Genomic DNA, 12,920 nt, shown 5'->3' on the forward strand with positions numbered 1-12,920 from the left:
AGTGCAGCGGTCGACGTCGAGTGCATGAGTCACACCGGCCTGAGCAACCATCGCGGCTTCCGGCGGATCTGTACGTCGTTCGCCATGGTGGTGCGGGCTGAGTAAGGCGTTGTTGTACGTCCATGTACGACAAACGGCCCCCGACGTAGGGCCGAGGGCCTGTCTGCACTGCTGTGCGCCTGTCTCAGGCGTTCTCTCCCAGGTGTCGGTACAGCGTGGCTCGGGAGACGCCGAGGGCCTTGGCGATGGCGCTGACGCTCTCCCCCTTGGCCTTCCTGGCACGAGCCACGGTGAGCACGTCCTCGTCCACCACGGACGGCCGGCCGCCGGTCCGGCCCTGCGCCTTGGCCGCTTCCAGCCCGGCCCGCGTGCGGTCCTTGATGAGCGATCGCTCGAACTCCGCCATGGCCGCGATGATCTGGAAGAACAGGCGGCCATCGGCCGACGTGGTGTCGACGGACGAGAGAGCACCATCGAGCACGCGGAAACCTATGCCGCGCTCGCGCAGGCCATCGACGATGGACACAAGGTCGATGAGCGACCGGCCGAGCCGGTCCAGCTTCCACACGCACAGCACGTCGCCCGGTCGGGCGTGGTCCAGTACGGCCGTCAGTTCCGGCCGGTCGGTGTTCTTCCCACTGGCCTTGTCCTCGAAGATGCGGGCGCACCCTGCGGCCGTCAGCGCGTCGCGCTGAAGCTGCGCTTCCTGGTCGTCGGTCGAGACGCGGGCGTAACCAATGAGCTGGCGGCCAGTGATCGTCTTCATCGTCATGGCACGGAACGTCTCAGAACTCGTCTCAAAATATCAAGTCCGACGCGGAAGTTTCGAGACGGGTTTTGAACAGGGTTGTGCCCTCGCGAGGGGCGCTCTGCCCGTCGTCTCACAAACCTTGGTTTTTGAGACCCTGTCTCGTCGTTGTGCTTCGCAGCGAAGTTAGGCTCCGGCGCATGATCAGCGATCTCGGTTACACCTGTTCGTGCTGCGGTGAGTACCACGCGGAACTTCCGATGGGCTACAGCGCCATGGCCCCCGATGTCTGGGACGCGGGCTTCGAAGGCCGACCCGACAGTCTGCTCTCCTCAGACCAGTGTGTCATCAAGGCCCAGCACTACTTCATCAAGGGCTTGATCGAGATACCCGTCATCGGCAGTGACGAGGTGTTCTCGTGGGGGGTCTGGGTTTCCCTCAGCCGAGACAACTTCTCCCGGGCCGCCGACATGTGGAACACGCCCGGCCGCGAAGACGAGAAGCCGTACTTCGGCTGGCTGACCACCGAGCTGCCGATCTACTCGCCCGGTACCACCAACCTGAAGACGAACGCTCACACCCGCCCGGTCGGCCAGCGCCCCTTCATCGAGCTCGAACCCACCGGTCATCCCCTCGCGGTCGAGCAGCGCACAGGCATCACTCTCGACCGCGTCCGCGAGATCGCCGAAGCCGTCCTCCACGGCAACGGCGAGGACCGCTGACCCAGACGGCTGAGCACGTCGGCGTCGAAGGGGTGGGGTATGACCCCCTGAAGGGTCCTTGCTCGACCGCCATGTCTTAGCAGCCGGGATTCCGCCACGGTTTCAGGGTCCGTCCGTCCTGCCCACAGACTGCCACGGCGGGAGCGTATGACCTGGTCACAGCGCTTCTCTGCCATTACTGGCAGGGGCGGAAGGCCGCAAGGAACAGAGCCTTAAGGCTGTGGCTGCGGGGCGCGACAGCGCCCCCTTGGTCTTGCGTGCTTGCTCCTGTCGGCCCCTTCCGGGGCCGCACTGCCACTGAAGCCAAACAGATAAGAGAGCACGTGAACGATTCCGCAGGTCAGGTGCCCCGCCGGTACACGCCAGACGTGCTCTGACTACACGTACCGCGTGTGCTGACCGGTCCTGATGGAGTCGGCAGGGAACCGGCGCGCCCTTGCCTTTCTGGAACAGGTGAGGCGGAAGCACGAGGCAGGCGGCCCCGGAGCGGGGTGACACAAGGTCCAGCTCTTTAGCGCGGGCCACCGCGTTGCGGCTGCTCTGGTCGGACAGGGACTTGCCCTCCTTGCCCAGCAACGTGGCCAGCTTGCCCGGGCCGAAGCTTGCGTGCCCTCGCCGGTCGGCCCATCCGAGGGCGGCGAAGTGCACGCGGTAGGCGAGGGGATGTCCTGGGTGCTGTGCCATGCGCCGGTACTCATGCTGGGAGACTCCGCCCCACGGGCGGTCATGGCCGAAGCTGATAGCCACCGAGTGTGGCTCCTTCCTGTGAGGCACACGCAGGTGCGCCAGTGACCCCCGCCGGACGGCGGGACATGTGCCTCCCTTTCTTCGCGGGGGTGGACCGGCCACGGCTGGCCAGTCTCTTCACAGGGCGCCCAAGGCTTCGCGCCTGGACTCGGTCTCGTGCAGTCGGGAGCGACGGCGGCGACCTGCCAGGAATCCTACAGAGCGAAGGAGGGCCCGGGGTGGGGCTCTCCTGTCGTAAGGCGGCGAGGCGGTCAGCTTTCGCTGTGTACCGCCGCCAAGTCGCGCACGCGGCGCTTGAAGTCCATCGGGATGAGGATCTGCACGCGGCCCTTCCCCTCCTGCCACATGCCGTCATGTCCCTCCGGAGACATGGCCTGCACGGCAGTCATGGGCGGGATCTTCTCGGCGTGGATGACCGCCTTGATGCCGGCTGCCCGGAGTTCCCTGCCCTTCTCGTGCTGGGTCGACAGCTTCGCCCAGCGTTCCCGGTAGGTTTCGCCCGTCGGGATCTCTTCCCATGTGTCGGGGCGGGTGGGCTGGGCCATGAGTTGCTCCCGCCTCGCGTCCAGCCGCTTGTACGTCTCCCGGTACTCCTGTTTGCCCAGCTCGCTGGAGTAGAGACCGGCTTCGCGGTCCTCCCGGAGTTCTGCCAGAGCACGGTTCACCTCTTCGATGTCCCGTGTGAAGTCCACACCCGGGCGGAAGACCTTCCGCACGATCTCGACATCGCCGGCCGCGCGCAGGAAGACCTCCTCGACCGCCCCCTCCAGGACGTGCGCTGCGATGCCCTTGCTGCCTGTGGGGCACGGCTTGTGCGTGGTTCGCGAGGCGCACCGGTAGTACGGCCAGTTCCGCCCCGGGCCGAGGTACGCGGGCTCACCGCAGGTGCAGAACGCGACCCTGAGAAGAGGAGAGCCGCCCTTCCTGTTGCCGTTGCGTTTGCTGGTGTTCTCGTCCAGCTTCTTGTTCGCCAGCTCCCACTCCTCCTGGGTGATCAGTGGCTCCGCCCGCTGGAGAGGACGCCCTTCCGCGTCACGGACGATGCGGGTTCGCTTCGTCTTCTTGCCGTCGACGACGACTTCCTCCGTCACCTCCATCTGACCGAGAACGTTCAGGGAGCGCACCACCTTGGCTGTGTTCGCGGCGGTCCACCGCCCACCCTTCGGGGGCTTGCCGTTCCTGATCAGCTGGGCGTCGAGAGACGCCGGGGTCTTGGTCGGGTCCTCGTTGAGCCACTGGGCGATGCTGTTCGCCGACTCGCCCTCGATGAGCCGACGGACGATCTCGCGCAGTGTCCCGGCGGTGTCCGTTCCGTAGTCGTCCGGGACCAGTCGCCAGCCGTCACCGGTGTCCTGCTTCTCCGCCCGGTAGCCATAGGGAATCCGGCCACCGCGCCAGCGGCCCTCCTTCACCAGGTGGTTGTACGAGGACTTGGCCCGGGCCTTGATGGCTTCGAGCTCCCCTTCCGCGAATGACGCGATCAGGCTGAACAACAGCTTGCCCATCTGCGTGTTCAGGTTGATCCCGTCCTCGACGGTGGCAACCTCCTTGCCGTGCTTCTCGCACCACTCCACGAGGGTGTGCACGTGCAGGACGCGCCGCGACAGGCGGTCGAGCTTCAGCGCGCAGATGATGTCGTACTCGGCGGCGCGGGACTCCTCCATCGCGATCCGGTGCTCGATCGAGCTGACCTCTTTGCCGATGGTGGACGGCAGCCACTTGCCGAACTCGGGCCGCTTCCACGGCTCGACACCGCCCGACACGTCGATGTCCTCGACCCACCCGACGACGACGTGCCCTTCCTGGTCGGCCCATCGTTGAATCGATCGGCGCTGGCGCTCCGGCGATGTGGTCTCGTCCGACACCTTCGACAGGCGGACTACTCCCAGGACTCGTGCCACTTGCTCTCCCCATCCCCTGTGGTGCTTGGGGATCGACGCTAGAGCCCGGCGGGCGTGGCGTCAAAATGGATTGTTCGGTACGGCCAATGTGTACGGCTGGGGTGAGAACAAGGGCCGTACCGAGGAGATCATCGGCAGCTGGTTCGCCCAGGGCGGCGGCCGGCGGGAGAAGACGGTCCTCGCCACCAAGGTCTACGGCTCGATGTCCCGCGAGGCCGACACCTGGCCCAACGAGGACAAGCTCTCCGCCCTGAACATCCGCCGCGCCGTCGACGCCTCGCTCAAGCGGCTCGGCACCGACTACATCGACGTCTACCAGTTCCACCACATCGACCGCCTGACCCCCTTCGAGGAGATCTGGCAGGCGATCGACGTCCTGATCCAGCAGGGCAAGATCCTCTACGCCGCCTCCTCCAACTTCCCCGGCTACAAGATCGCCCAGGCCAACGAGGCCGCCGCCCGGCGCGGCATGGTCGGTCTCGTCAGCGAGCAGTGCCTGTACAACCTGTACGAGCGGCGCGCCGAGATGGAGGTGCTGCCGGCCGCGCAGGAGTACGGCCTCGGTGTCATCCCCTGGTCCCCGCTGCACGGCGGGCTGCTCGGCGGCGTCATCAAGAAGCAGGAGGAGGGTGGCCGGCGCGCGAGCGGGCGGGCCGCCGAGGTCCTCGCCGACCCGGCCGCGCGCGCCCGGATCCAGGCGTACGAGGACCTGCTCGACAAGCACGGTCTCGTACCCGGTGAAGTGGGGCTCGCCTGGCTGCTCACCCGGCCCCAGGTGACCGGCCCCATCGTCGGACCGCGCACGGCGGAGCAGCTGGAGGGCGCGCTGCGGGCGGTCGAGCTCGAACTGAGCGAGGAGGTGCTGGCCGGGCTCGACGAGGTCTTCCCCGGCCCCGGCCCCTCGCCGGAGGCCTTCGCCTGGTAGGCGGCAGTCGTCGGTGCTCGGCCGAGGCCGAGGCCGAGGCCTGATCGGCTACTGGCCGAGCACCGACGACACCGCGACGATCGCGAACATCAGCACGAGCACACCGGCCATGATCCGGTTACGGGTCTTCGGGTCCACGTATCGAGGTTAACCCGACGACTCCCCCGTCCCGCCCAGGGGCCAGCTGCCGACCGTCTCGTAGCGGGGCTGCTCGCCCGGTACACCGCCGGTCGGGAGGTTGCTGCGGACGAGCGCCAGCTCGGAGACCTGCCAGCGGGTGCCCTCGAACTCGGCCATCGCGTCCACGTACGGGCGCAGGTCGACGCCGTCGCGGGAGCGGGCGACCGTCAGGTGGGCCTGGTAGCGGCGGTGCTCGTCCATGGGGACGCCCGCGCGGCGGGCGGCGGCGTCGGCCCGCTCGGCGAGCAGCCGCATCCCGTCCAGGTCCCCGGCGGCGCCCGTCCACAGCACCGCCCGGCCGAAGTGCCCGCCGCCGTGCAGCCGCAGGCCGAACGGGTCCGTGCGGTGCGCGGCGCGGGCGAGCCGCGCGCGGAGGTCGGGGAGCAGCTCCTCGTCGACCTCGCCCATGAACGCGAGCGTGAAGTGCCAGCCGGGCCGGGAGGTCCAGCGCAGCGCTTCGGTCCCGGGCAGACGGTCCAGCCGGTCCAGGACCCTGGAGAGTTCGGTCAGCTGTTCCTCGGGCGGCAGAACGGCCGCGAAAAGCCTCATGCGGGAAGTCTGGCAGGCCGGGGCGGACGTCGGAGGGCGGTGACCGCCGTTCGCCCCGGGCCCACCGGGTGTCAGAACACCTTGTTGTACGTCAGGCCGGCCTCGGGAACACCGACCGTCGTCGCGGCCCGGGGCGCGAAGGGCGCCCGCCAGCTGCCCGTACCGGCGTAGAAGTACGCCTTGCCGGACGTGCTCCGCGCGTACAGGTCGGGGCGGCCGTCCTTGTTCGCGTCGCCGATCCCGACGATGTCCCGGTACTCGTTCCAGCCTCCGCCGATCTTGACGCGGGGCGCGTAGGTGCCGTCCCCCTTGCCCAGGTACAGCCAGAGCACACCGGACGCGTCCCGGGCGATGAGGTCGCCGGCCGGGGCACCGGCGATGTTGCCCCCGGCGACCAGCTCGTTGTAGATGCCCCAGCCGAAGCCGATCTTCTTGCGCGGCTTGAACGGCGCGGACGCGGTCCCGGTCCCCTCGTACAGGTACAGGTCACCCGCCTTCTCCACGGCGACCAGGTCCGCCCGCCCGTCGCCGGTCAGATCGCTGCCGCCCGCGAGGTGCTGGTAGATGCCCCAGCCGCCGCCGACGCGCTTGGGCAGGTGGCCCGACCGAACGTTGTCGCCCTCGTGCAGCCACAGGACTCCGGCCTTGTCGCGGGCGACGGTGTCGAAGACCTGGTTGCCCGCGACGTCTCCGGTGGCCTCGACGCGGTCGTAGGTGTTCCAGTCGCCCCACCAGACGACCCCGTTGTGCTGCTGGCCGGTGACGAGCCGCCCCGTGGCGTCGTCCCAGCGGGTGTCGAAGGCGACGAGTTCCCCCTCGGCCCGGCGCGCGAACAGGTCCGCCGAGCCGTTGGCGGTGTAGTCGTGCGCATGCGGCGAACGCTTCACCTCGAAGGCTCCGGTGGCCTCGACGGCCGGCATTCCGTTCCAGGGCCTGGCCGTCACGGTCCAGTCGTACGTGCCGTTGGGCGCCGCCTTCACGTTCTCGCCGAAGTACCCGGTCTCCCCGGCCCAGTCGATGCCCAGGGAACCGTCGGGGAGGACGCCCGTGCCGGTGGTGCGGGGGCGGAGGTTCATGACGAACGACTCCGAGCCTTCGCCCAGCGCGGGCCGGTAGCGGAACTCGATCTTGAGGTCGACCTTGCTGGTGGAGAACTTCCAGCTCAGAGGGGTCTTGGCGACACCGTCGAGGTTGAGGGTGGCCGGGACGGACGCGCTCACGAAGCTGACCGGGGTCGTGGGCGCCGGCGGCTCGCCCGTGGAGGCGATCAGCTGGGCGGCGGGCTTCCCGTCCGCCCCGAGGGCGATCCGGTAGACGCCCGGCCCGCGGTCCGGCGTGGTCCCGAGCGCCAGGAACGAGCCGTCGGCCGACTTCCGGACGCTCTCGGCGTGGTCCAGGATTCGGACCGGGGCCCCGCCTGCGAGCGGGTCGACGGTGAGCCCGCCCTCGGCGTTCGACACGAGCCAGTCCCCGAGGAGGCCGCCGTCGACCGGCGAGATGCCGGCGTCGGGCAGCGGCACCCGGGTCACCTCGGTCGAGCCGCGCTCGGCGGCGGCGAGGACGGACTTCCCGTCCTTCCGCTCCACCCACACGACGCGGTCCGGCGTGATCGAGGCACCCGACACGGAGGCATTCGGGGTCGTGAGGTACCTCTCGCTGACACGGGCGCCCGCGATGTCGACGACCACCAGGTCCGCGCTGTCCGAGGTCTCGAGCTTACGGACCGCGAGAGCGGCCCCCGGCAGGCTGTCGGCGACGTAGAAGGAGGAGGAGACGTGGTTCGGCTTCTCCAGCCCGGCCACGGGGCGGCCCTCCGCCGGGGTGACGAGGTGGATGCCGCCGTCCATGTCCTCGTCGAAGAGCGCGGTGCCCACCGCGTCCCGTGCCTGCCCCGCGAACCCGCCGAAGGTGACGGGGGCCGCGCCGGTCGCCATGTCGTACGCCGTCGCCGACTCGGTGCCGAACCGGGAGAACCGGGCCTTGGTGACCCACACGACGTCCGAGGCCGAGCCGGTGACGCCGAGCTCCTGGGAGCCGACGACTGTCGACACGCCGTCCGCGTACCGCGTCCACCGCTCGACACCGTCCGCGTCCCGGGTGAGGAACCCGGTCTTCCCGGCACCGATCACCTGTCCGCCCGACGCCAGGAAGGGGACCTTGATCGGAGCGGTGGCGGCCGTGACGGCGGTGGTGGCGGTGGTGGCGGCCGTGGCCGTGGCCGTGGCGGGCACGGAGACGAGTGGGGCCGCGACCGCAAGGACGACCCCTACCGAAATCGAGACACGACGCGACAGAGCTGAACGCAAGGTGTATTCCTCCCCAACGACATGGATTCCCCCTTCCTGACGGCCGAGTTCACCGAAGGGTTGTACGACTACGCTCGGCCGGATGGAGATCACCATCAGGAAGGGCGGGGCGGAGGACGTCCCCGCGATACTCGCGCTGCTCGACAGCGCGGTCGTCTGGCTGAACGGCAAGGGGATCACCGACCAGTGGGGCACCCGGCCGTGGTCCGGCAGCGAGAAGTCGGTGCGGCGGGTCGAGGAGATCGTGGCCGAGGGCACTCCGTGGATCGCGGAGATCGGCGGCGTACCGGCGGGCACGCTCACCCTGACCCCGCACCCGGCGCCGTACGTCGCACCGGCCGACGAGCCCGAGGTGTACGTCCACATCCTGGCGACCGACGGGAGGTTCCACGGCCGCGGCGTGGGCGCGGCGCTGCTCGCGCACGCCGTGGCGGAGACCCGCCGCCAGGGCCTCTCGCTGCTGCGCGTGGACTGTTTCGCGGGCAGCGAGGGGCGCCTGGTGGCGTACTACGAGCGCCAGGGCTTCACGCGGACGGAGTCCTTCACGGTGGGCGACGGCTGGCCGGGGCAGGTGCTGGAACAGCGGGTGTGAGGGCGGGGGCGGGGGCGGGGGTGGGGGCGGGCGGGAGACGCCTGACCGGGGCGGGCGGTGCCCGACCGGGAAGCGGGAAGACCCCCGCAGCCCGGACCCGGGCCCGCCCCTACCCGGCCCCGCCGCCCGCCCGAGGGCTACGCCGCCGTCGCCAGCCGCTCGCGCGGCACGAAGCGGACGCGCGGGTGGCCGTGGTGCCAGCCCAGGTCCATCCGCAGGCCGCCGACCCTGGCCAGGATCAGGCCGATCGTGCCGGCCGCCACGAGGGAGACCAGGCCGCCCGTCGCGAAGCCGACTCTCGGGCCGTAGGTGTCCGTGATCCAGCCGAGCAGCGGCGCGCCGATCGGCGTACCGCCCGCGAAGACCATCATGTAGAGGCTCATGACGCGGCCCCGCATCACCGGGTCGGTGGCGAGCTGGACGGCCGAGTTGGCGGTGATGTTGACCGTGAGGCCGAACATGCCGATCGGCACGAGCAGCAGCGCGAACAGCCAGAAGGCGGGTGACAGCGCCGCCGCGATCTCCAGTACGGCGAAGACGACCGCCGCGACCACCAGCGTCCGCAGCCGGGTGGAGCCGCGCCGGGCCGCGTAGAGCGCGCCCGCGAGGGAGCCGGCCGCCAGGAGCGTGTTCAGGAAGCCGTACGTGCCCGCGCCGACGTGGAAGATCTCCTCGGAGAACGCGGTGAGGAAGATCGGGAAGTTGAAGCCGAAGGTGCCGATGAAGCCCACGAGGACGATCGGCCAGATCAGCTCCGGTCTCCCGGCGACGTAACGGAGTCCCTCTCTCAGCTGGCCCTTGCCTCTCGGCGCGCGCTCCACCTTGTGGAACTCCGCCGGACGCATCATCAGCAGGCCGGTGAGCGGGGCGAGGAAGAACAGGCCGTTGAGGAGGAAGGCCCAGCCGCTGCCGACCGTGGCGATCAGCAGACCGGCGACGGCGGGGCCGACGAGCCGGGCGGACTGGAAGTTCGCGGAGTTCAGCGAGACGGCGTTGCGCAGCTGGTCGGGGCCGACCATCTCGGAGACGAAGGACTGCCGCGTCGGGTTGTCGACGACGGTGACCATGCCGAGCAGGAACGCGACCAGGTAGACGTGCCAGACGTGGATGTGGCCGGAGAGCGTCAGGACGGCGAGCGTGAGTCCGCAGAGGCCGAGGGCGGCCTGGCTGACGAGGAGGATGTGCCGCTTCGGGTAGCGGTCGGCGATGACGCCGCCGTAGAGACCGAAGAGCAGCATCGGGAGGAACTGCAGCGCCGTCGTGATGCCGACGGCGGCGGCGGAGCCGGTGAGGCTCAGGACCAGCCAGTCCTGGGTGATGCGGGCCATCCAGGTGCCGGTGTTGGAGACGATGGCACCGGTGAAGAACAGCCGGTAGTTGCGGATGCGGAGCGAGGAGAAGGTTTCCCCCCGACCGCGGTTGGTGGTTGCGGGTTTGTGGACGGGTGCGGAGTCTGCTCCGGGTCCCGTACTCAAAGTGCGTCGCCTCCTCGGCGTCGAGTGTCAGAGGTGTGCGAGCTTCTCCAGGACGGGGGCGGCCGCGCGCAGCTTGGCCCATTCGTCCTCGTCCAGGCCCTCGGCGAGGGAGGCCAGCCAGGCGTTCCGCTTGCGGCGGGACTCTTCGAGCATGGCTTCGGCCTGCTCGGTCTGGCTGACGACCTTCTGCCTGCGGTCGTCGGGGTGAGGCTCAAGACTGACCAGCCCCTTGGCTTCGAGCAGCGCGACGATGCGGGTCATCGACGGCGGCTGGACGTGCTCCTTGCGGGCCAGCTCACCGGGGGTGGCGGAGCCGCAGAGGGCCAGGGTGCCGAGCACCGACATCTCGGTGGGGCTCAGCGACTCGTCGACGCGCTGGTGCTTGAGTCGTCGGCTGAGGCGCATGACGGCGGAGCGGAGCGCGTTCACGGCGGCGGCGTCGTCGGCGGTGCCGTGGGACAGGTCAGGCATAGTCCTTAGCGTAACTCATTAGACGCTCTAAATACCATTCGGAATGCCGACGACCGAATCTGTCACCCAAACGAGTGAGATGTATTCGGAAAGTGACGCACCGGGCCTGTCCGTGCCGCGACCCTGACGGGCATGGGATCGACCGTGCTCAGCCTGCGCATCGACGGTGAGCTGCTCGACCGTCTCAAGGGACACGCCGCCAAACGCGGAATGAGCGTCCAGGACTACGTGGTCCGGACGCTCATCCGCGATGACTTCGACGAACGGTTCAAGTCGGCCGTCGACGAGACGGAGAAGTTCTACGGGCTCGAGAAGCCCGCGGACACCGCTCCTACCGCCTGAGAACTACGTGAGGCCGAGCGCCGGCATCGCGTAGTAGAAGACGAAGACCGCCGACACCACGTACATCGCCACCGGGACCTCGCGGCCCCGGCCGGTCGCGAGCCGCAGCACGCTGAACGCGATGAAGCCGATGCCGATGCCGTTGGTGATGGAGTACGTGAACGGCATCATCACCATCGCCAGGAACGCCGGCACCGCGATGGTGAAGTCGCTCCAGTCGATCTCCTTGATCGAACCGGCCAGGATCAGGAAGCCGACCGCGAGCAGCGCGGGCGTCGCCGCCTGGGACGGGACCATCGTGGCGAGCGGCGTGAGGAACAGCGCCACCGAGAACAGCGCGCCGGTGACCACCGAGGCGAGGCCGGTACGGGCTCCCTCGCCGACACCCGCCGTGGACTCCACGAAGCAGGTGGTGGCGGAGGACGAGGTCGCGCCGCCGGAGGCGACCGCCAGGCCGTCGACGAGGAGGACCTTGTTGATGCCCGGGAAGTTGCCGTCCTTGTCCGTCAGCTTCGCCTCGTCGCCGACACCGAGGATGGTGCCCATCGCGTCGAAGAAGCAGGACAGCAGCACGGTGAAGACGAAGAGGACGCCGGTGAGCATCCCGACCTTCTCGAAGCCGCCGAGGAGGCTCACCTGGCCGACGAGCCCGAAGTCGGGCGAGGCCACCGGGTTACCGGGCCAGGTCGGGGTGGTCAGACCCCAGGACGGGATCTCCGCCACGGCGTTGATCACCATCGCCACGATCGTCATCACGACGATCGAGATGAGGATGGCGCCCGGCACCTTGCGGATGATCAGCGCGAGCGTGAGCAGCGTGCCGAGGATGAAGACCAGGACCGGCCAGCCGTTGAGGTGCCCGTCGGCGCCCAGCTGGAGCGGGACGGTGGTGTGCGCGGCGTCGGGGATACGGGAGACGAAGCCCGAGTCGACGAGGCCGATGAGCATGATGAAGAGGCCGATGCCGATCGCGATGCCCTTGCGCAGGCCGACCGGGACGGCGTTCATCACGCGCTCGCGCAGACCGGTCGCGACGAGCAGCATCACGACGAGGCCGGCGAGGACGACCATGCCCATGGCGTCCGGCCAGGACATCCGGGGCGCGAGCTGCAGCGCGACGACCGTGTTGACGCCGAGGCCGGCGGCCAGAGCGATCGGGACGTTGCCGATGACGCCCATGAGGAGCGTGGAGAAGGCCGCGGTGAGCACGGTCGCGGTGACCAGCTGGCCGCTGTCGAGCTGGTGCCCGTACATGTCCTTGGCGCTGCCGAGGATGATCGGGTTCAGCACGATGATGTAGGCCATCGCGAAGAAGGTGGCGAAACCGCCGCGGACCTCGCGGGCGACGGTGGAGCCGCGCTCGGAGATCTTGAAGAAGCGGTCGAGTCCGCCGGAGGAGGGGGTGCCGTCCTCCGGGGCGGGGGGCATGGCCTTGGCGGTGGCCGTGGTGCTCATGGGGTTCCTCGTGGGGGTCGTGATTGGCGGTTCATACGAAGGAAACCCGCCAGAAGCAAACCGTTTCAGTATGAACACATGAACGAGCGAGCGTCCATCTCCGCGCGTAGACCCTCGGAATCGGCGCCTAGACTGACCGCATGGCGAAGTGGACCCCCAAGCACGAGGCGCCCGAGCCCCTGGAGGGCCCGGTCGTCGGCACCATCACGGGCGGCACGATCCTCTGGTTCGTGCTCTTCCTCGTCCAGGTCCCCTTCTACGGCTGGTTCGACGACCGGGACCTGACCTGGTGGGTCTGGACGTGCCTGGCCGGTGGCGGCCTCGGGCTGATCGGCATCTGGTACGTACGGAAGCGGGACGCGGCGATCAAGCGCGCGGAGGCGGCGAAGGCGTCCGCGCCGCAGGAGCCGTCCCAGCCGTAGTGGCCCGGGATCCCGTGGCGTCCCGGGCCCTCGTAGTACCCCGGGACGATTTCGGTCCTCCCGCGGTCTGATGTTCACCCTGCCC

The 12,920-nt window shown here is 69.3% G+C and carries 12 protein-coding genes; 5 read left to right on the plus strand and 7 right to left on the minus strand.

The features are described 5' to 3' along the window. Window positions 1-184 precede the first annotated feature (184 nt). Window positions 185-772: a recombinase family protein gene (locus ACF09C_RS25560; protein WP_392094631.1), complete on the minus strand. Its 588-nt coding sequence runs from the start codon at window positions 770-772 to the stop codon at window positions 185-187. Between the two features lie 236 nt (window positions 773-1,008). On the opposite strand from ACF09C_RS25560, the gene ACF09C_RS25565 reads away from it, so the two are divergent. Then, on the plus strand, window positions 1,009-1,470 hold the full coding sequence (locus ACF09C_RS25565; protein WP_392094968.1) for a DUF2199 domain-containing protein: 462 nt from the start codon (window positions 1,009-1,011) through the stop codon (window positions 1,468-1,470). Window positions 1,471-2,468: 998 nt separating this feature from the next. On the opposite strand, the gene ACF09C_RS25570 is transcribed toward ACF09C_RS25565, so the two are convergent. Next, the gene (locus ACF09C_RS25570) at window positions 2,469-4,118 is read right to left on the minus strand and encodes a recombinase family protein (protein ID WP_392094632.1); all 1,650 of its coding nucleotides are present in this window, start codon (window positions 4,116-4,118) and stop codon (window positions 2,469-2,471) included. A 16-nt stretch (window positions 4,119-4,134) separates the two neighbouring features. On the opposite strand from ACF09C_RS25570, the gene ACF09C_RS25575 reads away from it, so the two are divergent. After that, window positions 4,135-5,043, plus strand: a complete 909-nt coding sequence (locus ACF09C_RS25575; RefSeq protein WP_392094970.1) for an aldo/keto reductase — start codon at window positions 4,135-4,137, stop codon at window positions 5,041-5,043. 147 nt (window positions 5,044-5,190) lie between these two features. Here the strand turns inward: ACF09C_RS25575 and thpR are convergent, their stop codons facing one another. Together thpR and ACF09C_RS25585 are read right to left on the minus strand one after the other, a co-directional pair. After that, entirely contained in the window at window positions 5,191-5,772 is a 582-nt protein-coding gene (gene thpR / locus ACF09C_RS25580; RefSeq protein ID WP_392094634.1) for an RNA 2',3'-cyclic phosphodiesterase, read from the minus strand. A gap of 71 nt (window positions 5,773-5,843) precedes the next feature. Next, entirely contained in the window at window positions 5,844-8,003 is a 2,160-nt protein-coding gene (locus tag ACF09C_RS25585) for a hypothetical protein (protein ID WP_392094636.1), read from the minus strand. A gap of 157 nt (window positions 8,004-8,160) precedes the next feature. Here ACF09C_RS25585 and ACF09C_RS25590 point away from each other — a divergent pair, with 157 nt between their 5' ends. Beyond that, window positions 8,161-8,670, plus strand: coding sequence for a GNAT family N-acetyltransferase (locus ACF09C_RS25590; protein WP_392094637.1), 510 nt, complete (start codon window positions 8,161-8,163; stop codon window positions 8,668-8,670). 137 nt (window positions 8,671-8,807) lie between these two features. Here ACF09C_RS25590 and ACF09C_RS25595 read toward each other — a convergent pair whose 3' ends face one another. Together ACF09C_RS25595 and ACF09C_RS25600 are read right to left on the minus strand one after the other, a co-directional pair. Beyond that, window positions 8,808-10,145: an MFS transporter gene (locus tag ACF09C_RS25595; protein ID WP_392094639.1), complete on the minus strand. Its 1,338-nt coding sequence runs from the start codon at window positions 10,143-10,145 to the stop codon at window positions 8,808-8,810. A gap of 27 nt (window positions 10,146-10,172) precedes the next feature. Further along, window positions 10,173-10,616 carry a MarR family winged helix-turn-helix transcriptional regulator gene (locus ACF09C_RS25600; protein WP_392094640.1) on the minus strand — a complete coding sequence of 148 codons (444 nt, stop codon included), beginning with the start codon at window positions 10,614-10,616 and terminating at the stop codon, window positions 10,173-10,175. A 132-nt stretch (window positions 10,617-10,748) separates the two neighbouring features. On the opposite strand from ACF09C_RS25600, the gene ACF09C_RS25605 reads away from it, so the two are divergent. After that, window positions 10,749-10,958, plus strand: a complete 210-nt coding sequence (locus tag ACF09C_RS25605; protein WP_392094642.1) for a ribbon-helix-helix protein, CopG family — start codon at window positions 10,749-10,751, stop codon at window positions 10,956-10,958. Window positions 10,959-10,961: 3 nt separating this feature from the next. On the opposite strand, the gene ACF09C_RS25610 is transcribed toward ACF09C_RS25605, so the two are convergent. Further along, a complete protein-coding gene (locus ACF09C_RS25610; protein WP_392094643.1) occupies window positions 10,962-12,413 on the minus strand; it encodes an NCS2 family permease in 1,452 nt (483 codons plus the stop codon). 140 nt (window positions 12,414-12,553) lie between these two features. On the opposite strand from ACF09C_RS25610, the gene ACF09C_RS25615 reads away from it, so the two are divergent. Next, the gene (locus tag ACF09C_RS25615) at window positions 12,554-12,835 is read left to right on the plus strand and encodes a DUF2530 domain-containing protein (protein WP_392094645.1); all 282 of its coding nucleotides are present in this window, start codon (window positions 12,554-12,556) and stop codon (window positions 12,833-12,835) included. The last annotated feature ends 85 nt before the right edge of the window (window positions 12,836-12,920 follow it).

The sequence above is a fragment of the Streptomyces sp. NPDC014870 genome (assembly GCF_043081505.1).
In the GTDB taxonomy this organism is placed as follows: domain Bacteria; phylum Actinomycetota; class Actinomycetes; order Streptomycetales; family Streptomycetaceae; genus Streptomyces.